An 18,790-nucleotide genomic window follows, 5' to 3' on the forward strand; every position below is an offset into this window, starting at 1 on the left:
CTCCTTCCTCTTGGGTCCGCCCGAGCCTACAGGGGGGAGGCGCGCCTTTGCAATCGCGGGTGCAGCACCGGTTCCGCCGCACCCGCTCAAACTCTCGCGAGCGCTTACATGTTGGGATAGTTCGGGCCGTCGCCGCCCTGCGGCGTGGACCAGTCGATGTTCTGGCTGGGATCCTTGATGTCGCAGGTCTTGCAGTGGACGCAGTTCTGGAAGTTGATCTGGAACCGCGGCCCGTTCTCGTCCTCGAGCACCTCGTAGACCCCGGCCGGGCAGTAGCGCTGCGCGGGCTCGGCGTATTTCGGCAGGTTGACCCCGATCGGCACGCTCGGGTCCTTCAGCCGCAGGTGGCAGGGCTGGCTTTCCTCGTGGTTGGTGGCCGAGAAGCTGACGTTGGTCAGCCGGTCGAAGGACAGCTTGCCATCGGGCTTGGGGTAGTCGATCGGCTTGAACTTCGCCGCCTCGCCGGTCGCCGCGGCATCGGTCTTGCCATGCTTGACCGAGCCCAGCAGCGGCTTGCCGAAGAGCGAGGCCCACCACATGTCGAGGCCCCCGAGCGCGAGCGAGGCCTTGAGCCCGTATTTCGACCACAGCGGCTTCACGTTCTGGACCTTGATCAGGTCCTTGGCGATCGGGCCCGAGCGCAGGTCCTTTTCATACTCGACCAGCTCGTCGCCGGCGCGGCCGGCCTGCAGCGCGGCGAAGGCGGCCTCGGCCGCGGCCTTGCCCGAGAGCATCGCATTGTGGTTGCCCTTGATCCGCGGCACGTTCACGAGGCCCGCCGAGCAGCCCATCAGCACGCCGCCCGGGAAGGTGACCTTCGGCACCGACTGCCAGCCGCCTTCCGAGATCGCGCGGGCGCCGTAGGCCACGCGCTTGCCGCCCTCCAGCAGCTCGGCGACCATCGGGTGGTGCTTGAAGCGCTGGAATTCCATGTAGGGATACAGGTACGGGTTCTCGTAGTTCAGGTGCACCACGAAGCCGACGTAGACCTGATTGTTGTCGAGGTGGTAGATGAACGACCCGCCGCCGGCATTGCTGCCCAGCGGCCAGCCCATCGTGTGGGTGACCGTGCCCTCGCGGTGCTTGGCGGGGTCGATCTCCCAGATCTCCTTCATGCCAAGGCCGAACTTCTGCGGCTCGTGGCCCTGCGACAGGCCGAACTTGGCCATGATCTCCTTGGCCAGCGACCCGCGCACGCCCTCGCCGATGAAGACGTACTTGCCCAGAAGCTCCATCCCCGGCTCGTAGCCGTCGCCGATCGTGCCGTCGGGGTTCTTGCCGAACTCGCCCGCGACCACGCCGGCGACGCGGCCGTCCTCGCCCCAGACGATCTGGCTGGCGGCCATGCCCGGGAAGATCTCGACGCCCAGCTCCTCGGCCTGTTCGGCCATCCAACGGCAGACATTGCCCATCGAGACGATGTAGTTGCCGTGGTTGTTCATCAACGGCGGCATCGGCCAGTTCGGGATCCGCATCTGGCCGGCTTCGCCGAGGATGTAGAAATTGTCCTCTTTCACCGGGACGGTGACCGGGGCGCCCTTCGCCTTCCAGTCGGGAATCAGCGCGTCGAGCCCGCAGGGATCGAGCACCGCGCCCGACAGGATATGCGCGCCGACTTCCGATCCCTTCTCGAGCACGACCACAGAGATCTCGGGGTCCAGCTGCTTGAGGCGGATCGCCGCCGACAGGCCCGAGGGGCCCGCGCCGACGATGACGACGTCATATTCCATCGACTCGCGTTCGATCTCGGTCATGTGGCTTCCCTTCGCTCGCATCCCGGCTGGCAATTTTATTGCTTGCGCACCGTTAAACCAGCACGGATCACCATGCAATCACACGGACGCGGCGTAGCAACGCCATATGCGACAGGATTTCCGCCAGTGAGCGGGGCGGGGGGCCGGGCGGCGGGCGGTGCCGTGCCCGCCAGTTGCGCAAGCCGCCGCGGCGCGGCTATAGGTGGTGCAACGCCTGTGCCAGCCTGCGGTCCCCTCGGTCCGCGGGCCTGCACGGTTTCCCGCGTGTGCGCACGCCCCGCAGTCAAAGACGGTGAGATGGAAAAGATACCGATGACCCGCGCAGGCTACACCCTGCTCGACGACGAACTCCGCCAGCTCAAATCGGTCGAGCGCCCCGAGGTGATCCGCGCGATCGCCGAGGCGCGCGAGCATGGCGACCTGTCGGAGAACGCCGAATACCACGCCGCCCGCGAAAAGCAGAGCTTCATCGAGGGCCGGATCAAGGAACTGGAATCGATCATCGGCCGGTCCGAGATCATCGATCCGACCCGGCTGTCGGGCTCGGTCAAGTTCGGCGCGACCGTCACGCTGATCGATGAGGATAGCGAGGAGGAGCGGACCTATCAGATCGTCGGCGAGGCCGAGGCGGATCTGGAGCGCGGGCTTTTGAACATCAAGTCGCCGCTCGCCCGTGCCCTGATCGGCAAGGACGAGGGGGATTCGGTCGAGGTCCGCACCCCGGGCGGCGAAAAGAGCTACGAAGTGCTCAGCATCAAGTTCGTCTGAGGCGGGCCGCGATGGCGCAGAAGGGACAGGAGTCCGCGTCTTCCGCAGCTGCCGTGGCGGCTGCCGACCCGTTCACCGAGCGGAGCGCGCGGCTGCCGATGATCTCGGCCACCGAGATCATGGCGATCGTGCTGACCGTGGTCTGGCTGGGCGTGGTCGCGGGCTATGTGCTGCTGTCGGGCACGCCCGCGGCGCCGCAGGACGGCGGCAGCCGGATCGGGATCGGCCTTGGCCTGATCGCGGTGGTGCTGCCGATCGCGATGATCTGGGTCGCGGCCGTGACCGCCCGCACCGCGCGCGAGATGCGCGGCGAGGCGCGGCGGCTCGAGGGCGCGGTCGAGGCGATGCGCCTTGCGTGGCTGGGGCAGGTGCAGGCCTCGGCGGCGCGTCCGGCCGTGGATGCCCGCATCGACGAGATCGCGGTGGCGCAAAAGCGCGCCGAGGTGCAGCTTGCGACCTTCTCGACCACCCGGCGCGACGGGCCCGCCGCCCCGGCGGTGCCGCCGGCGCCGGTCGCCCCGCCGCGCGCCGCCCCGCCCGAGGACCAGCCGCGCCTCGCGCTCGGCACCCCGGCCGAGGAGCTTCAGCCGCCGGTCTCGACCGCCGATTTCGTCACCGCGCTGAACTTCCCCGACAGCCCCGACGATACCGAGGGCTTCCGCGCGCTGCGCCGGGCGCTGGCCGACCGCTCGATGGCCAAGCTGATCCGCGCCGCGCAGGACGTGCTGACGCTCTTGTCGCAGGACGGGATCTACATGGACGACCTGACGCCCGACCGGGCCCGCCCCGAGGTCTGGCGCCGGTTCGCGCAAGGCGAGCGCGGCCGCGGCATCGCGGGCCTCGGCGGCATCCGCGACCGCTCGTGCCTCGCGCTCAGCGCGGGGCGGATGCGCAGCGACACGATCTTCCGCGACGCCTCGCACCACTTCCTGCGCCAGTTCGACCGCAGCTTCCAGGAGTTCGAGAAGGCGGCCTCGGACCAGGAAGTGTCCGAGCTGGCCGAGACCCGCACCGCCCGCGCCTTCATGCTGCTGGGCCGCGTCGCGGGGACCTTCGACTAGACCGGCCGGGTCATCGTCATGACCCGGTCGAAGCCGAACAGCAGCGCCGAGACCCGGCTGCGCGAGGCGCCGGCGGCGACGAAGCCCTCGCGTTCGTAAAGCGCGCGGGCGCGGATGTTCTCGCCCACCACGTCCAGCCGCACCTCGGCATAGCCGCGCGCCCGCGCCTCGGCGCACAGCGCCGCGATCAGGGCCCGCCCGATGCCGCCGCCGCGCTGGTCGCTGCGCACGCAGAAGCCGTCGACGAGAAAGCGCTGGTTGTCGGTGTCGCGCGTCATCATCGCCAGCGCCGCCGCGCGCAGGCTGCCGCCGATCCGGCCGTAGCTGGCCCGAAGATCCGCCGCCCCGCCCTCGACGAAGCTGCCCGCCGGGCTGCGGAACCCCACGAGGCCCAGCAGCTCGCCCCGCGCCCCGCGCGCCGCGATCGCGTGGTCGGGCCGCATCACCCGCGCGACATAGTCGAGCGCGCGGGCCTCGGGCGCCATCACCCGGCCCAGCTTGCCGCCGAAGGCCTGCCAGTACAGCGCCGCGGCCTCGGCGCGGCGCGCCTCCTCGAAGCCGAGGGCGATGCGCCAGCTCATGCGCGGGCGGCGACGGCCAGCCGCGCCTCGGCCCGGGCGAGATCCTCGGGCGTGTTGAGATTGTCGAAGCCGGCGGCGTCGGGGAAGTCGACGGGCAGGGCGCCCGCGGCCTCGGCCCAGCGCGCGACGCGCCGCTCGCCCGCCGCCAGCGCCCGCGCAAGCGGCGCGGCAAGCGCCACCGGCCAGAGCGCGACGGCCGGGTGCAGCCGCCCGCCGGCGCGGGCAAGGCGCGGCACCGGACCGGGGGGAAGGTCATCCGCGGGCCCATCTTCGGGGCGGGCGCCGGTGGCCGCGGCCAGCCGCGCCAGCGTGTCCGCGGGCAGGAACGGCGTGTCGACGGGCAGGGTCAGCAGCCAGTCGCGCCCGGTCCCCGCCGCCCAGCCCAATCCCGCGAGCACCCCGGCCAGCGGCCCCGGGTGATCGGGCAGCGGGTCGGCAAGCAGCGGCGGCAGCGGCGCGAGATCCGGCGCCGGCCCGTTCCACGACAGCGCCAGGAGCGCCCCCGGCGCGATCCGCGCGGCACCGGCCAGCGCGTGATCCAGCAGCCTGCCGCCCCCGAGCCGCACCTGCGCCTTGTCGCGGCCCATCCGGCGCGAGCGGCCCCCGGCCAGCACCACCACCGCGGTGCGGGCGAGGATCGCCTGCGCGTCTGACGCCACGACTGCCTCCATCCCCACGCTTCATCCTTGCAGCTGCCGATCGTCAATGCGTAAGTCGGGGCCGCCCGTCCGTCCAGACCCCGCGTCCCAGAGAGACCATGACCGATCCCACCGACCGCTCCGCCTTCTGGCAAGGTTTCCGCGAGGGGCTGCCCTTCGTGCTGACCATCGTGCCCTTCGCGCTGCTGTTCGGCGTGGTGGCGACCGAGGCCGGGCTCGACATCGTGCAGGCGCTGGTGATGTCGGTGCTGGTCGTCGCGGGCGCCTCGCAATTCGCCGCGGCGCAGATGATCGCCGACAATGCCCCGGTGCTGGTGGTCATCGTCACCGCGCTGGCGGTGAACCTGCGCATGGCGATGTATTCCGCCGCGCTGACCCCGCACCTGGGGCGCGCCACGCTGGGGCAGCGGGCGCTGATCTCGTACCTGATGGTCGACCAGTGCTATGCGTTGGCCGCGCAGGAATACGATCGCCGCCCCGACCGGCCGGTGCCGCAGAAGGTGGGCTACATCCTCGGCTCGGCGCTGGCGGTCTGCCCGGCCTGGGTGGCGATGACGCTGGTGGGGGCGGTCTTCGGCGGCGCGATCCCGCCGGCCTTCGCGCTGGATTTCGCGGTGCCGGTCACCTTCCTCGCGATGATCGCACCGATGCTGCGCTCGCTGCCGCATCTGGTGGCGGCCTTCACCGCGATCGTGGTGGCGCTGCTCTGCGCGGGCCTGCCGCATGGCACCGGCCTGTTCCCGGCGGCGATCGCGGGCATGCTGGCGGGGGCCGAGACCGAGCGTCGCCTGGCCCCGCGCCGCGCCCGGCTGCAGGAGGGCAAGGCATGAGCACGCTCGCCGTCTGGACGATCATCATCGCGCTGGGGATCGGCACTTTCCTGATCCGGTTCTCGTTCCTGGGGCTGGTCGGCGGCCGGGTGCTGCCGGGCTGGGCGCTGCGCCACCTGCGCTATACCGCCGTCGCGGTGCTGCCGGCGCTGGTCACGCCGCTGGTCGTCTGGCCCGCGGCCACCGGTGGCGCGCCGGACCCGGCGCGGCTTCTGGCCGCCGCGGGCACGATCGCGCTCGGGATCCTCAACCGGCGCAACCCGGTCTGGACGATCCTTGGCGGGATGGCGGTGCTGTACCTGGGGCTCTGGCTGATCGGCTGACGAAAAAAGGCCCCGCGTCGCGGGGCCCTGGGGTGTCGTCCGCTCAGCGCAGCGGGTCGGGGTATCCGGGCGGTGCCGGCGGCATCGTGCCGTCGCGCGTGACCGAGGTCGCGACGACGTTGCTGCCATCCTGCGCCGTCAGCACGTTGGAATTGTCGTCGCTGTCGTTGTCGAAATAGCGCCGGGTCTGCACGCCGGGCAGGCGGGCGTATTTCTTCATCAGCCGCGCCGGGAACCATGTGTGGGTGACGCTTTCGAAGCCGGGCAGCCCGTGCAGGATCGCGCTGGTCGAACTTGAGCACATCGCCTTGTTCACCGCGCCGTTGGCCTTCACCCGCGCCAGCGCCGTCTCGGCCACCTGCGGCGACACGAGGATCTTCTGCTCGACCACGTGGTAGGTCTCGCGCGCGTGATAGTCGATGTAATAGCTCAGCATGGTCGGGTTCATGCCGTGGATCACGTCGTGGCGCTCGGGCGCGGCGCGGTTCCACCAGGTGCCGGCCGGGTCCCACATCACCTGTTCCGACCCGTTGATCAGCAGCGCGGAATGCCCGCCCTCGCCCGAGCGGTTGTTGATCGCGGTATAGAGCGTGATCGAGGGCGGCTCGGGGGAGCGGTAGGCAAAGCGCGCCACATCGGCATCGCTTGCCCACTTGTTGTCGGCCCCGCAGGCCGCGAGCAGCAGCGGCAGGGCCGCCGCCAGCAGAAACTTGCGCATTTGGAGAGGATCCGTTCGCCTTCGTGTTGCCCGACCGGCCGGGGAAAGCCGGGCCGGGGTGTCAGCCGTTGACCAGGGCGAGGAACACGAGAAGGACGATCACGAAGCCGGCGACCCAGGTGGTCGCGCGGATGAAGCCGGCAAAGGTCTTTTCCTGGACGGTGATGTCCATCTTTCCGGGCTGGTGGTCGGCCATCTCGGGTCTCCTCGTGTCTCTTCCCTGCCTGATCGATAGCCGATTCAGGCCGCGCTGTCATCGTCTTGCGGCACCTGTGCCGCCACGGGCCGGCGCATCCGCCACAGCCAGCGCCCGTCGGCCGAGGTCTCGCGCGCGACCTCGCCGCGATGCATCAGCCAGTTCAGGTGCGCGACCGCCTCGACCAGCGCCATCCGGTAGACCGGCCCGGTGATCTCGCGCTTGAAGATCGGCACCATGCACTCGCCCGCCATCCGCGGCGTCGCCAGGTGCGGACGCAGCCGCGCCAGCGCGCCCTCGTGGTTCTCGACCATCTGGCGCAGCCGCAGCGGCAGGCCGGTGAAGGGCATCTTGTGACCGGGCAGCACCAGGTGGCGCGCCTCGGCCAGGGTCATGAACCGCGTGCACGAGGCCAGCCATTCGGCCAGCGGGTCGGCCGCCGGCTCGGTCGGATAGACGCCGATATTGGCCGAGATCGAGGGCAGAAGCTGGTCGCCGCCCAGCACCAGGTCGTCGTCGCGGCTCCAGAAGGTGGCGTGTTCGGGCGCGTGGCCGTCGCCGCAGCGGATGTCCCAGACGCGCCCGCCCATCGTGATCCGGTCGCCCTCGCGGATCCGGGTATAGCCCAGCGGCAGCGCGCTCACCCGGTCGGCGAAGTTGAAGGGACGGTCGCGGGCGAATTCGTCGAGCATCTCGGGGGGCATGCCGGCGGCGCGCCAGTAGGCGAGGCTTTCGGGCGGCAGCCGGTCCTGGACGTCAAGCACCAGCATCCGCGCGAAGATCCAGCTGGTGCGCGTGGTCACCAGCTCGGCCCCGCGCGCGACGAACCAGCCGGCAAGGCCGATGTGGTCGGGGTGGTAATGCGTCACCACCAGCCGCCGCACCGGGCGCCCGGCCAGCGGCCCGGCCAGCAGCCGCTCCCACACCGCCCGCGCCTCGGGCGTGTCGAAGCCGGTGTCGACAAGCGTCCAGCCGTCGCCCTCGTCGAGCGCGTAGCAGTTGACGTGGTCAAGCTGCATCGGCAGCGGCAGGCGCATCCACAGCAGGCCCGGGGCGACCTCGGTCGCGGTGCCGGGGGCGGGCGGCTCGGCCCAGGGGTAGCGGATCGCGGCGAGGCTCACGCCATCAGGTCCTCTGCGGTGATCTGCTCGAGCGCGGCCGGATCGGCCAGCGCCTCGGCCAGCGACCCGGCAAGGCCCGGCAGCAGCCGCGTGATGTAGTGCCGCGCGAGCCGGGTGCGGGGGCCCTGCGCGCCCTCGGCCAGCGCGGCGCGCAGGTGGTACTGCGCGCCAAGCGCCCGGGCGAAGCCGCGCAGATAGGCATCGGCGCCGCCGAACCGCTGCGCCGGCGCCCGCGCCAGCAATGCCTCGGTCGCCTCCGACAGCGCCGCGGCGGCGGCCGCCACCGGCGGGGCGAGCGGATGGTCGACCGCCGCCGTCGCGGCGATCTCGGCGATCAGCGCACGCACCGCGGTGCCGCCATCGGCCAGCTTGCGGCCCACCAGATCCATCGCCTGGATGCCGTTGGTGCCCTCGTAGATCGCGGTGACGCGGACGTCGCGGAAGAACTGCGCGGCGCCGGTCTCCTCGATGAAGCCCATGCCGCCGTGCACCTGCACGCCCATGTCCGACACCGCGATCCCGACCGCCGTGCCCCAGCTTTTCGCGATCGGCGTCAGCGCCGCCCCCCGCGCCGCCGCCTCGGCCGAGCCGGTGGCGCGCGCCATGTCCAGCGCCGTCGCGCAGTCGAGCGCGATGCAGCGCGCGGCGAAGACCTCGGCCCGCATCGTCGCCAGCATCCGGCGCACGTCGGCATGCTGGATGATCGCGCCCATCTGGCTGCGCTCGGCCGCGTATTCGGTGGCCTTCTGGCACGCGGCCTCGGCCACGCCGATGCCCTGCACCCCGACCGCGAGCCGGGCGTTGTTCATCATCGTGAACATCGCCGCCATCCCCTTGTGCGGCGCGCCCACCAGCCAGCCGGTCGCGCCCTCGAAGGCCATGACGCAGGTCGGCGAGCCGTGCAGGCCCATCTTGTGTTCAAGGCTGACGACGCGCAGGTCGTTCGCGGCGCCCGGGTTGCCCTCGGCATCGGGCAGGTATTTGGGCACCATGAACAGGCTGATGCCCCGCGTGCCCTCGGCCGCGTCGGGCAGCCGCGCCAGCACCAGGTGGCAGACGTTCGACACCAGATCGCTGTCGCCCCAGCTGATGTAGATCTTCTGCCCGGTCACGGCATAGCTGCCGTCGCCGTTCGGCTCGGCCTTGGCGCGCAGCGCGCCCACGTCCGATCCCGCCTGCGGCTCGGTCAGGTTCATCGTCCCCGACCACTCGCCCGAGATCAGCCGGGGCAGGTACAGCGCCTGCATCGCGGGGTCGGCGTGATGCTCGAGCGCCTCGATCTGCCCCTGGGTCAGCAGCGGCTTGAGCTGCAGCGACAGGCAGGCGCCCGACATCATGTCGTTGACCGCCATGTTCACGGCCTGCGGCAGCCCCATGCCGCCCTGCGCCGGGTCGGCGGTCAGCCCGATCCAGCCGCCGCCCGCGATCGCGCCATAGCCCTTGTCATACCCCGGAGAGCTGCGCAGCACGCCGTTTTCCAGCCGCGCCGGCACCTGGTCGCCGGCGCGCTGCAGCGGCGCCAGCACCTCGTCGCTCATCCGCCCGGCCTCGGCGAGGATGCCCGCCACGGTCTCGGCATCGGCCTCGGCATAGCGCCCGGTCGCGGCCAGTGGCGCCAGCGGGACGACATGTTCGAAGATGAAGCCGAAGTCGGCGACGGGAGAGCGATAGGGCAAGGTAAACCTCCGGAAGGCGGCGCAAAGCGGTCTTGGCAAGCCGGGACGGCGAGGCTATCCCCATGACCCATGCGAGCGGTTGCCGGCCGGAGCCTGAGCGCCTGCCCGCGCCTGCTCAACCCTAACGCCGCGTCAGAGCCATGCCCGCAGAAACCCGCCGTCTCGATCCGACGCCCGAGGGCCTGGCCGAGGCCGCGCGCCTGCTGGCGGCGGGGCAGCTTGTCGCCTTCCCCTCCGAGACGGTCTACGGGCTGGGCGGCGATGCGCGCTCGGACACGGCCTGCGCCGCGATCTACGCCGCCAAGGGGCGGCCCCGGTTCAACCCGCTGATCGTGCACCTGGGCGCGGTCGACGAGGTCGCGCGCCACGCGGTCATGGACGACCGCGCGCGGGCGCTGGCGGCGGCGTTCTGGCCCGGGCCGCTGACGCTGGTGCTGCCGCGCCGCGACGACACGGACCTGTCGCCGCTGGTCTCGGCCGGGATGGCGACGGTGGCGGTGCGCGTGCCGTCGCACCCGGTCATGCGCGCGCTGCTGACGGCGTTCGGCGGGCCGCTGGCGGGCCCCTCGGCCAATCCCTCCGGCCGGGTCAGCCCGACCCGGGCCGACCACGTGCTCGACGGTCTCGCGGGGCGGATCGCGGCGGTGCTGGACGGCGGGCCCTGCGCGGTCGGGGTCGAAAGCACCATCGTCGGGCTCGCCGGCCCCGAGCCGCAGTTGCTGCGCCCCGGCGGCGTCGCGCGCGAGGCGATCGAGGCTGTGCTGGGCCGGCCGCTGGTCGCGGGCGGCAGCGCCGAGGCGCCGACCGCGCCGGGGCAGCTGTCATCGCACTATGCGCCCGCGGCGCCGGTGCGGCTGGGGGTGACGGTGCCCGAGCCGGGCGAGATTTGGGTGGGCTTCGGCCCCGGCTGCCCCGGCGCGGCGCTCAGCCTGTCCGAGACCGGCAGCGACACCGAGGCGGCGGCGCGGCTGTTCCACGCGCTGCGCGAGGCGGACCGGATCGCGGGGGCGGGGGGGCGCATCGCCTTCGCGCCGGTGCCCGACGCGGGTCTCGGGCTTGCGATCAACGACCGGCTGCGGCGCGCCGCGGCGCCGCGCGACTGATCAGCCGCGATAGACCTCGGCATGCAGCGGCTGCAGGCGGGTCTCGTCGATCTCGCCAAGCGCGGCGCGGGCATTGTCGCGCCGCCGCTCGACGATCATCACCGCGATCCGGTTCATCGCGATCCCGCGCATCATCAGCGTGACCGGCAGCGAGGCCCAGATCGTCATCGTCCAGATCAGCGTGTGCGGCGAGGCCAGCGTCACCGGCTCGAAGATGATCGAGGCCGAGCGCACGAGCGCGGGGATCACGAAGGGCAGCAGGAACCCCAGCGCGACGTTGGCGACCGCGTCGCGGTTCAGCCGGTCGACGACATCGCTGCCCGAGGTCGGGTCGAAGGTCGGCAGGTTGACCCAGACGTTGAACGAGCCGCGCCGCGTCGGCCAGCCGTACCAGCGCAGCAGCACCACGAAGACCAGAAGCGTGGCGAGCGCGATGAAATAGGCCAGCCCGGCGGTGGTGCGGATCATCTGCAGGTGCTGGGGATCGGTGTCGGTGGGCATCATCAGCAGCACCAGCCGCACCGGGCTGAACGGGAAGTCGAGCGCCTGCGCCACCTCGTGCCCGACAAAGCCCACCAGCCGCGCGAGGATCGCGGGATCGGGCTGGTCCATGCAGACCACCGACAGCAGGAACACCATCACGAACAGCGACAGGAACCGGATGCGGTTGAAGGGCTGCGCGTCGCGGAACTCGATCAGGCTGGGATAGGAGGCGGCGTATTCGATCAGGATCAGCAGCGCGGCGAACAGCCCGACCAGCGCCACGACCTCTGCGGTCTCGGGCGTGACGGACTGGGTCACCACCGATGGCGTGGCGACCAGCACGAGAATCAATATGGCGCGCACGACCGCGCCCGTCAGACGGGATATCACTGCCCATTTCCCTCTGCCCGGGCGGGACCGATACGTTGCCGGTCCCTTGTTCCCGAGGAGTTTCCCCACGATTGTGGCGACTTGCCTCATTTGTGCCCCAATCCTGTCAAATTTCCCGAAGGCTGGCAATCGACGGTTAACTTTGCATCAGGACCTGGGGCGATTTGTGGGACCGGGTGGTGCGGGATTGCATCATTTCGAAGGCAAAAATGAGGCCACCCAGACGGGTGGCCTGCATCCTGTTGTAAACTTTAGGTTGATCTGCCGGCGGGCCGGCCCGGCCGTCAGACCCAGGGGCGGGCCTGTCCGGCGGTCGCCTCGAAGCTGTCGATGGCCGCGGCCTTCTCCAGCGTCAGGCCGATGTCGTCGAGGCCGTTCAGCAGGCAGTGCTTGCGGAAGGCGTCGACCTCGAAGGCGAAGGACTGGCCGTCCGAGGTGGTGACGGTCTGGCTTTCGAGATCGACGGTCATGCGGGCGTTGGCGCCCTTCTTGGCGTCCTCCATCAGCGCGTCGACCGCTTCCTGCGGCAGGACCACGGGAAGGATGCCGTTCTTGAAGCAGTTGTTGAAGAAGATGTCGGCGAAGCTGGTCGAGATCACGCAGCGGATGCCGAAGTCCAGCAGCGCCCAGGGCGCGTGTTCGCGCGACGAGCCGCAGCCGAAGTTGTCGCCCGCGACGATGACCTCGGCGTTGCGGTAGGCGGGCTGGTTCAGCACGAAATCGGGGATCTCGTTGCCCTGCTGGTCATAGCGCATCTCGTCGAACAGGTTCTTGCCGAGACCCGAGCGCTGGATCGTCTTCAGGAACTGCTTGGGGATGATCATGTCGGTGTCGATGTTGACCAGCGGCATCGGGGCCGCGACGCCGGTCAGGGTGGTGAACTTGTCCATATCTGCTGTCCTTGCTCGCTCAGGCGATGACTGACATTTCAAGGCCCCGCGCATCGCGCTGCGGCTGCGCGGGGAAGGTGGTGTGTTGCTCGCGCCGGAAGCGCATCGCGCTCCACAAAAGCGCGGTGGCGTCGAGCATGTCGTCGACCGCGCAGCCATTGGCGTTGGCCTGACCTGCGAGCGCCTCGGCGTCGAAGCCTTGGGCCGCAAGTAGCGCGATGCGGTCGGCCCTTCCGTCGGGCTGGCGCTTGCGGCTCAGTACCGGAAGGCGACCGTTCATCTCGGCGAAGGACACCTCAGGGTGGCCTTCGCGCAGGCGGGTTTGGCAGTCCCTCTCGGCGAACCTGTCGACCTCAAGCATCTTCGGGAACAGCATGAAACTCTGCTTGCTCAGGCCGATCCCGAGTTTCTCGCGGTTGACGTAGCTCGCGTCGAAATAGACCTCCTCAATGAGTGCGGCGCGGCACGGCGTGTTGAAGACCGAGGACGCCTTTCCCTTCAGAAAAGCGCGCATGGCGGCTTCGGTATCGCGGGGCTCCGGCCCGTCGACGAACCCGATGGGAATGTCGACGAGCGCGAAGGCGACGTCCGTCACGGCGAAAAGATCGGCGACCCGTGCCACAGGGCGGGGCGCGGCCGTTTCCGGCCGGCCTTCCTCCGCGACGACGGCGATCCAGCCCGCCTTGCAGCCGTCGATGCCCGCGATCCGCATCCGATCAGGCCCCGGCGGTCTCGGCCATGACCTCGCGCACGTCCACGAGGTGGCCGGCGACGGCGGCGGCGGCGGCCATCGCGGGGCTCATCAGGTGGGTGCGCCCGCCGCGGCCCTGACGGCCCTCGAAGTTGCGGTTCGAGGTCGCGGCGCAGCGCTCGCCGGGCGAGAGCTGGTCGGGGTTCATCGCCAGGCACATCGAGCAGCCCGCGAGGCGCCATTCCATGCCGGCGTCGATGAAGACCTGCGCGAGACCTTCCTCTTCCGCCTGCGCCCGCACGAGGCCCGAGCCGGGCACGACCATCGCGCGCACGCCCGGCGCGATCTTCTTGCCCTTCAGGATCTCGGCCGCGGCGCGCAGATCCTCGATCCGGCCGTTGGTGCACGAGCCGATGAACACCGCGTCGATCTTGATGTCGGTGAGCTTGGTGCCCGCCGCCAGCCCCATGTAGTCGAGCGAGCGCTTCGCCGCCTCGACCTTGCCGCCGGTGAAGCTTTCGGGCGCGGGAACCTCGCCGGTGATCGGCAGCACGTCCTCGGGCGAGGTGCCCCAAGTGACGACCGGGGCGATGTCCTCGCCCTTGAGCGTCACGACCTTGTCCCAATGCGCGCCGTCATCCGAGAACAGCGTCTTCCACCAGGTCAGCGCCGCTTCCCACGCCGCGCCCTTCGGCGCGTGCGGACGGCCCATCACATAGGCGAAGGTCTTCTCGTCCGGCGCGATCAGGCCCGCGCGGGCGCCGCCCTCGATCGCCATGTTGCAGACCGTCATGCGGCCTTCCATCGACAGATCGCGGATCGCCTCGCCGCAGTATTCGATGACATAGCCGGTGCCGCCGGCGGTGCCGGTCGCGCCGATCACCGACAGCGTGATGTCCTTGGCCGTGACGCCGGGGCGCAGCTTGCCCGTGATCTCGACCTTCATGTTCTTCGACTTCTTCTGGATCAGCGTCTGGGTGGCCAGGACGTGTTCGACTTCCGAGGTGCCGATCCCGTGCGCGAGCGCCCCGAAGGCGCCGTGGGTCGCGGTGTGGCTGTCGCCGCACACGACCGTCATGCCCGGCAGCGTCCAGCCCTGCTCGGGCCCGACGATGTGCACGATGCCCTGGCGGATGTCGGTCACCGGGTAGTAGTTCACGCCGAAGTCGCGGGCGTTCTTGTCCAGCGCCTCGACCTGGATGCGGCTTTCCTCGTTGTCGATCTTCACGTCGCGCCCTTCGGTGGTGGGCACGTTGTGGTCGGGAACCGCGATGGTCTTCTCAGGCGCGCGGACCTTGCGGCCGGCCATGCGCAGCCCCTCGAAGGCCTGCGGGCTGGTCACTTCGTGCACGAGGTGGCGGTCGATGTAGAGCAGGCAGGTGCCGTCGGGCTGCTGGTCGACGACATGCGCGTCCCAGATCTTGTCGTAGAGCGTTTTACCGGTCATCTCCGGGGTCTCCTCACGGGATTGCTGAACGTCAGAACCCGGTCGGAACAGGGGTCTGCGCGGCTGTCTGGAAAGGTCGGATGGCGCGTTGGACCGGGCGCGGGACGGCGCCGGTCCGCGCGATCAAAGTCGCGCGAGGATCGCATGGGCCACGCCGAAGAACCGGCTGGGAAGCCGGGCGCGGTCGTGGATGTCGAAGTAGACGAAGCCTCTCATGGGGCCGGGTTCTACGCCCCCGGCGCGAGTCTGGCAAGGGTGGCAAACGCCGCGAAATCGGGGCGGATCCGCCTGCGCCTGGCGCAGATCCCCCGGAGCCCCCCCGGAGCCCCCCCCCGGAGACCTCCCGGACACCTTCCTGCGGTCGGGCTGTTCGGGGGAGCGGCAGGGAAGGGGGCTCTGCCCCCGTCGCGGCCCGGGGCCGCGACTCCCCCGGGATATTTGGGCCAATGCGAAAGCTGGCCCGGGACGAGGGGGCGCTGCCCCCGCGGGCCTTGCCCGCTCCCCCGGGATATTTGGACAAAGTCGAGGACCGGGACCGGGACCGGGACCGCGAACAGGGCCGGGGCCGCGGTCGGGCGTCAGGCGACGAGCGCCTCGGCGCGCTTGAGATCGACCGAGACCAGCTGGCTCACGCCCTGCTCCTGCATCGTCACCCCGAACAGGCGGTCCATCCGGCTCATGGTCACGGCGTGGTGGGTGATGATCAGGAAGCGGGTGTCGGTGCGGCGCGTCATCTCGTCGAGGAGGTCGCAGAACCGGGTGACGTTGGCATCGTCGAGCGGCGCGTCGACCTCGTCGAGGACGCAGATCGGCGCGGGGTTGGCGAGGAACACCGCGAAGATCAGCGCCAGCGCCGTCAGCGTCTGCTCGCCCCCCGACAGCAGCGACAGCGTCGCCAGCTTCTTGCCCGGCGGCTGGCACATGATCTCGAGCCCGGCCTCGAGCGGGTCGTCGCTTTCCACCAGCACGAGGTTCGCCTCGCCGCCACCGAAGAGATGGGTGAAGAGCGTGCGGAAGCTCGCGTTCACCTGCTCGAAGGCGGTGAGCAGCCGCTCGCGGCCCTCGCGGTTGAGGCCGGCGATGCCCGAGCGCAGCTTGCGGATCGCCTCTTCGAGATCGGCCTTCTCGGTCACGAGGCCGCCGTGTTCCTCGGCCACCGCCTTGGCATCCTCCTCGGCGCGCAGGTTGACCGCGCCCAGGCCGTCGCGGGCGCGGCGCAGGCGCGTGACCTCGGCGTCGAGCGCCTCGGCATCGGGCATGGTCTCGGGGTCGGTCCCCAGCGCGGCCAGCAGTTCCAGCGGCAAAAGCTCGGTCTCGTCGCGGATGCGTTCGGCGGCGGCGGCGACGGTCTCGCGCGCGGCCTCGGCGCGGGCCTCGGCCCGGGCGCGGGCCTCGCGGGCCTCGCCGCCCGCGCGCTCGGCGTCGCGCTCGGCGTCCTGGGCCGCGCGCAGCGCCGTCTCGGCGGCCTGCAGCGCGGTGGTGGCGGCGGCGCGGCGGGCCTCGGCGCCGGCGATCTCCTCGGCCAGGTCCTCGCGCCGGATCGCGATCTCCTCGGGCGCGGCGCGGGCTTCGTCGAGCGCCTCGGCGGTCTCGTCGCGGCGCTCGGACAGCTCCTGCGCGCGCTTCCCCGCGGTCTCGAGCCGCTGGCGCCAGCCCGAGATCTCCTTGCCGATGTCCTGCCGGCGGCGGGCGCGGGCCTCGCCCTCGCGGCGGATCTCGTCGGCCTGGGCGCGGCGAGACATCATCGCGATCCGCGCGCCCTCGACCTGCTGGCGCAGCGCCTCGAGCGCCTGGCGCGTCGCGTCCAGATCGGGCAGCTCCTCGGTCGCGGCGGCGGCCTCATCGAGCCGGGCCCGCGTTTCCTCGACCTCCTCCTCGGCCCGGGCGCGGGCGATGCGGGCGCTTTCCTGCCGGCCGCCGGCGACCGACCGGTCGGCCTCGGCCCGGCTTTGCGCCCGGCTCGCCTCGGCGACGCGGCGGTCGGCCTCGCGCCGGGCGTCGCGGGCGGCGGCATCGGCGCGGGTCGCCTCGGCCAGCGCGCGGGTCAGGTGTTCGTGCGCCTGTCCGGCGCCGGCGGCGCGGGCCGCGGCGTCTTCGAGATCGCGCTTCAGCTCGACCAGGCGGTTGAGCTGGCGCAGGCGCAGCGCGGCCGCCGAGGGCGCATCCTCGGCCGCCGCGCGCAGGCCGTCCCAGCGCCAGAGGTCGCCCTCGAGGCTGACCAGCCGCTGGCCGGGTTTCAGATCGGCCTGCCGGGCGGCGCCCTCGGCCCGGGTGACGATGCCGATCTGGCCGATCCGGCGCCCGAGGGCGAGCGGCACGTCGACATGGTTCGACAGCGGCTCGACCCCGTCGGGCAGGCGCTGCGGCACGCTGTAGGCCGCCAGCGCGACCCAGCCCGAGGGCTGGTCGCCGCCGACCACCGGCGCGCGCAGGTCGTCGGCAAGCGCGGCGCCCAGCGCGGCCTCGAAGCCGGTCTCGACACGCACCTTGTCCAGCAGCTGCGTGCCGGCCTTGGCCTCGCGCTCCACCAGTCGGGCCAGTGCCGTGACCTCGGCGCGCAGCGCGTTCGCCTCGCCCTCGGCGCCCGACCGCTGGGCGCGGGCCCCGGCCTCGCGCGACTGGATCTCGGCCCGGGTCTCCTCGGCGGCGATCAGGCGCTCCTCGGCCTCCTCGGCCGCCGACTGGGCGTCCTCGGCGGCGATGGTCGCGGCCTCGAGCGCCTCGGCGGCGCGCGCGCCGGCGCCGGCGGTCTCGGTCTCGGCGCGGCGCGCGGTCTCGCGCGCCTGCTCGGCCTTGGCGAGCCCGGCGCGCGCATCCGCGAGCATCCGCTGCGCCGACTGGTGGCGGGCCGACAGCCGCGCCATGTCCTCGGTCAGGCCCTGCATCGCGCCCTCGCGGTCGCCGAGCGCCGCCGACGCTTCGCGCGCGCGTTCGGTCGCATCGGCCAGCCGCGCGTCGTGGCCGTCGGCCGCCTGCAGGATCTCGGCCTGCTCGGCCTCGAGCCGGGCCATCGTCTCGCCGGCGTCGCGGTTCAGCGCCGTCTCCCGCTCGGTGTCGCGCTCGATCTGCAGCAGCCGCGCGGCCAGCGTCTCGATCGTCTGGCGCGCGCGCCGCTCCTCGTCGGCCAGCCCGTCGCGCCCGACGATCAGCCGCTGCAGGATCGCGCTCGCGATCGCTTCCTCCTCGCGCAGGGCGGGCAGGCCGCGCTCGGCCGCGGCGCGCCTTTCGGACGCGGCGCGGGCCGCCTGTTCGGACTGCGCCGCGGTGCGCGCGCAGGCCGAAAGACCTTCCTCGGCGGCGGTGCGCAGGCTGTCGGCCTCGCGCCAGCGGCGCCACAGCAGCATGTTCTCGGCCCGGCGCAGCGCCTCGCCGATCTCGCGGTAGCGGGCGGCCTGCTTGGCCTGGCGGGTCAGCGTGGCCAGCTGCGCGGCCAGCCCCTCGACCACGTCGTCGACGCGGGTGAGGTTGGTCTCGGCCGCCGACAGCCGCAGCTCGGCCTCGTGCCGGCGCTGGTAGAGGCCCGAGATCCCGGCCGCTTCCTCGAGGATGCGGCGGCGGTTCTTCGGCTTGGCGTTGATCAGTTCCGAGATCTGGCCCTGCCGCACCAGCGCGGGCGAGGTCGAGCCGGTCGAGGCGTCGGCGAACAGCATCTGCACGTCGCGCGCGCGCACGTCCTTGATGTTGACCTTGTAGGCCGATCCGGCGTCGCGGGTGATGCGGCGGATGATCTCGAGCTGGTCGGCATCGTTGAAGCCCGAGGGCGCGAGCCGCTCGGAATTGTCGATGGTCAGCGAGACCTCGGCGAAGTTGCGGGCGTTGCGGGTGGCGGCGCCGGCGAAGATCACGTCCTCCATCCCGTCGCCGCGCATCGCGGTCGGCCGGGTCTCGCCCATCACCCAGCGCAGCGCCTCGAGCAGGTTCGACTTGCCGCAGCCGTTCGGTCCGACGACGCCGGTCAGGCCCTCGTGGATCACGAGGTCGGTCGGGTCGACGAAGCTCTTGAAGCCGTTCAGTCTGAGCCGCGTGAAGCGCAAGGCGGGGTCCTTTGCCCGTTGGAAGGAGGGGTCATCCTTGCCGCTGCGGCGTCACGGAGTCAATC

Annotated in this window: 17 protein-coding genes; 5 read left to right on the top strand and 12 right to left on the bottom strand. The window is 71.6% G+C overall.

What is annotated here, in order from left to right; translation table 11 throughout:
• Positions 1–104 precede the first annotated feature (104 nt).
• Positions 105–1,754, bottom strand: a complete 1,650-nt coding sequence (locus tag V8J39_RS17575) for an electron transfer flavoprotein-ubiquinone oxidoreductase (protein WP_336462252.1) — start codon at positions 1,752–1,754, stop codon at positions 105–107.
• 297 nt (positions 1,755–2,051) lie between these two features.
• Here V8J39_RS17575 and greA point away from each other — a divergent pair, with 297 nt between their 5' ends.
• Positions 2,052–2,522, top strand: coding sequence for a transcription elongation factor GreA (gene greA / locus V8J39_RS17580; RefSeq protein WP_336462253.1), 471 nt, complete (start codon positions 2,052–2,054; stop codon positions 2,520–2,522).
• An 11-nt stretch (positions 2,523–2,533) separates the two neighbouring features.
• A complete protein-coding gene (locus tag V8J39_RS17585; RefSeq protein WP_336462254.1) occupies positions 2,534–3,583 on the top strand; it encodes a hypothetical protein in 1,050 nt (349 codons plus the stop codon).
• Here V8J39_RS17585 and V8J39_RS17590 read toward each other — a convergent pair.
• On the bottom strand, positions 3,580–4,164 hold the full coding sequence (locus tag V8J39_RS17590) for a GNAT family N-acetyltransferase (protein ID WP_336462255.1): 585 nt from the start codon (positions 4,162–4,164) through the stop codon (positions 3,580–3,582). The two genes, V8J39_RS17585 and V8J39_RS17590, sit on opposite strands and share 4 nt — an antisense overlap.
• Positions 4,161–4,835 carry a molybdenum cofactor guanylyltransferase gene (gene mobA, locus V8J39_RS17595; protein ID WP_336462256.1) on the bottom strand — a complete coding sequence of 225 codons (675 nt, stop codon included), beginning with the start codon at positions 4,833–4,835 and terminating at the stop codon, positions 4,161–4,163. Before mobA ends, V8J39_RS17590 begins: the two co-directional genes overlap by 4 nt.
• A gap of 86 nt (positions 4,836–4,921) precedes the next feature.
• Here mobA and V8J39_RS17600 point away from each other — a divergent pair, with 86 nt between their 5' ends.
• Both V8J39_RS17600 and V8J39_RS17605 read left to right on the top strand, forming a co-directional pair.
• Positions 4,922–5,653 (top strand): AzlC family ABC transporter permease, encoded by a 732-nt coding sequence (locus tag V8J39_RS17600; protein WP_336462257.1) that lies wholly within the window; start codon positions 4,922–4,924, stop codon positions 5,651–5,653.
• The gene (locus V8J39_RS17605) at positions 5,650–5,976 is read left to right on the top strand and encodes an AzlD domain-containing protein (RefSeq protein ID WP_336462258.1); all 327 of its coding nucleotides are present in this window, start codon (positions 5,650–5,652) and stop codon (positions 5,974–5,976) included. Before V8J39_RS17600 ends, V8J39_RS17605 begins: the two co-directional genes overlap by 4 nt.
• A 43-nt stretch (positions 5,977–6,019) precedes the next feature.
• On the opposite strand, the gene V8J39_RS17610 is transcribed toward V8J39_RS17605, so the two are convergent.
• The 4 genes from V8J39_RS17610 to V8J39_RS17625 form a co-directional block, all read right to left on the bottom strand.
• Positions 6,020–6,694 carry a hypothetical protein gene (locus V8J39_RS17610; protein ID WP_336462259.1) on the bottom strand — a complete coding sequence of 225 codons (675 nt, stop codon included), beginning with the start codon at positions 6,692–6,694 and terminating at the stop codon, positions 6,020–6,022.
• Between the two features lie 61 nt (positions 6,695–6,755).
• Entirely contained in the window at positions 6,756–6,890 is a 135-nt protein-coding gene (locus tag V8J39_RS17615) for an aa3-type cytochrome c oxidase subunit IV (protein ID WP_336462260.1), read from the bottom strand.
• 44 nt (positions 6,891–6,934) lie between these two features.
• Positions 6,935–8,011, bottom strand: coding sequence for an MBL fold metallo-hydrolase (locus V8J39_RS17620; RefSeq protein WP_336462261.1), 1,077 nt, complete (start codon positions 8,009–8,011; stop codon positions 6,935–6,937).
• A complete protein-coding gene (locus V8J39_RS17625) occupies positions 8,008–9,687 on the bottom strand; it encodes an acyl-CoA dehydrogenase family protein (RefSeq protein ID WP_336462262.1) in 1,680 nt (559 codons plus the stop codon). The genes V8J39_RS17620 and V8J39_RS17625 overlap by 4 nt, the downstream gene beginning before the upstream one ends.
• A 140-nt stretch (positions 9,688–9,827) precedes the next feature.
• On the opposite strand from V8J39_RS17625, the gene V8J39_RS17630 reads away from it, so the two are divergent.
• Positions 9,828–10,790 carry an L-threonylcarbamoyladenylate synthase gene (locus V8J39_RS17630; protein WP_336462263.1) on the top strand — a complete coding sequence of 321 codons (963 nt, stop codon included), beginning with the start codon at positions 9,828–9,830 and terminating at the stop codon, positions 10,788–10,790.
• On the opposite strand, the gene V8J39_RS17635 is transcribed toward V8J39_RS17630, so the two are convergent.
• The 5 genes from V8J39_RS17635 to smc all read right to left on the bottom strand — a co-directional run bounded on the left by V8J39_RS17635 (position 10,791) and on the right by smc (position 18,725).
• Positions 10,791–11,663, bottom strand: a complete 873-nt coding sequence (locus V8J39_RS17635) for a hypothetical protein (RefSeq protein ID WP_336462264.1) — start codon at positions 11,661–11,663, stop codon at positions 10,791–10,793.
• 284 nt (positions 11,664–11,947) lie between these two features.
• Positions 11,948–12,553, bottom strand: coding sequence for a 3-isopropylmalate dehydratase small subunit (gene leuD, locus V8J39_RS17640; RefSeq protein WP_336462265.1), 606 nt, complete (start codon positions 12,551–12,553; stop codon positions 11,948–11,950).
• Positions 12,554–12,572: 19 nt separating this feature from the next.
• Complete coding sequence (locus V8J39_RS17645) at positions 12,573–13,265, bottom strand: DUF429 domain-containing protein (RefSeq protein ID WP_336462266.1); 693 nt, start codon at positions 13,263–13,265, stop codon at positions 12,573–12,575.
• Between the two features lie 4 nt (positions 13,266–13,269).
• Positions 13,270–14,691 (bottom strand): 3-isopropylmalate dehydratase large subunit, encoded by a 1,422-nt coding sequence (gene leuC / locus V8J39_RS17650; RefSeq protein ID WP_336462267.1) that lies wholly within the window; start codon positions 14,689–14,691, stop codon positions 13,270–13,272.
• A 578-nt stretch (positions 14,692–15,269) separates the two neighbouring features.
• A complete protein-coding gene (gene smc, locus V8J39_RS17655) occupies positions 15,270–18,725 on the bottom strand; it encodes a chromosome segregation protein SMC (RefSeq protein WP_336462268.1) in 3,456 nt (1,151 codons plus the stop codon).
• Positions 18,726–18,790: the final 65 nt, after the last annotated feature.

Origin of the sequence: Frigidibacter sp. MR17.24 (assembly GCF_037095655.1) — a bacterium.
In the GTDB taxonomy this organism is placed as follows: Bacteria; Pseudomonadota; Alphaproteobacteria; order Rhodobacterales; family Rhodobacteraceae; genus Frigidibacter.

Bases quoted from the DNA above. Each gene is read 5' to 3' on its own strand.
- V8J39_RS17575 (WP_336462252.1), bottom strand. From the start codon at position 1,754: ATGACCGAGATCGAACGCGAGTCGATGGAATATGACGTCGTCATCGTC.
- greA (WP_336462253.1), top strand. From the start codon at position 2,052: ATGGAAAAGATACCGATGACCCGCGCAGGCTACACCCTGCTCGACGAC.
- V8J39_RS17585 (WP_336462254.1), top strand. From the start codon at position 2,534: ATGGCGCAGAAGGGACAGGAGTCCGCGTCTTCCGCAGCTGCCGTGGCG.
- V8J39_RS17590 (WP_336462255.1), bottom strand. From the start codon at position 4,164: ATGAGCTGGCGCATCGCCCTCGGCTTCGAGGAGGCGCGCCGCGCCGAG.
- mobA (WP_336462256.1), bottom strand. From the start codon at position 4,835: ATGGAGGCAGTCGTGGCGTCAGACGCGCAGGCGATCCTCGCCCGCACC.
- V8J39_RS17600 (WP_336462257.1), top strand. From the start codon at position 4,922: ATGACCGATCCCACCGACCGCTCCGCCTTCTGGCAAGGTTTCCGCGAG.
- V8J39_RS17605 (WP_336462258.1), top strand. From the start codon at position 5,650: ATGAGCACGCTCGCCGTCTGGACGATCATCATCGCGCTGGGGATCGGC.
- V8J39_RS17610 (WP_336462259.1), bottom strand. From the start codon at position 6,694: ATGCGCAAGTTTCTGCTGGCGGCGGCCCTGCCGCTGCTGCTCGCGGCC.
- V8J39_RS17615 (WP_336462260.1), bottom strand. From the start codon at position 6,890: ATGGCCGACCACCAGCCCGGAAAGATGGACATCACCGTCCAGGAAAAG.
- V8J39_RS17630 (WP_336462263.1), top strand. From the start codon at position 9,828: ATGCCCGCAGAAACCCGCCGTCTCGATCCGACGCCCGAGGGCCTGGCC.
- leuD (WP_336462265.1), bottom strand. From the start codon at position 12,553: ATGGACAAGTTCACCACCCTGACCGGCGTCGCGGCCCCGATGCCGCTG.
- V8J39_RS17645 (WP_336462266.1), bottom strand. From the start codon at position 13,265: ATGCGGATCGCGGGCATCGACGGCTGCAAGGCGGGCTGGATCGCCGTC.
- leuC (WP_336462267.1), bottom strand. From the start codon at position 14,691: ATGACCGGTAAAACGCTCTACGACAAGATCTGGGACGCGCATGTCGTC.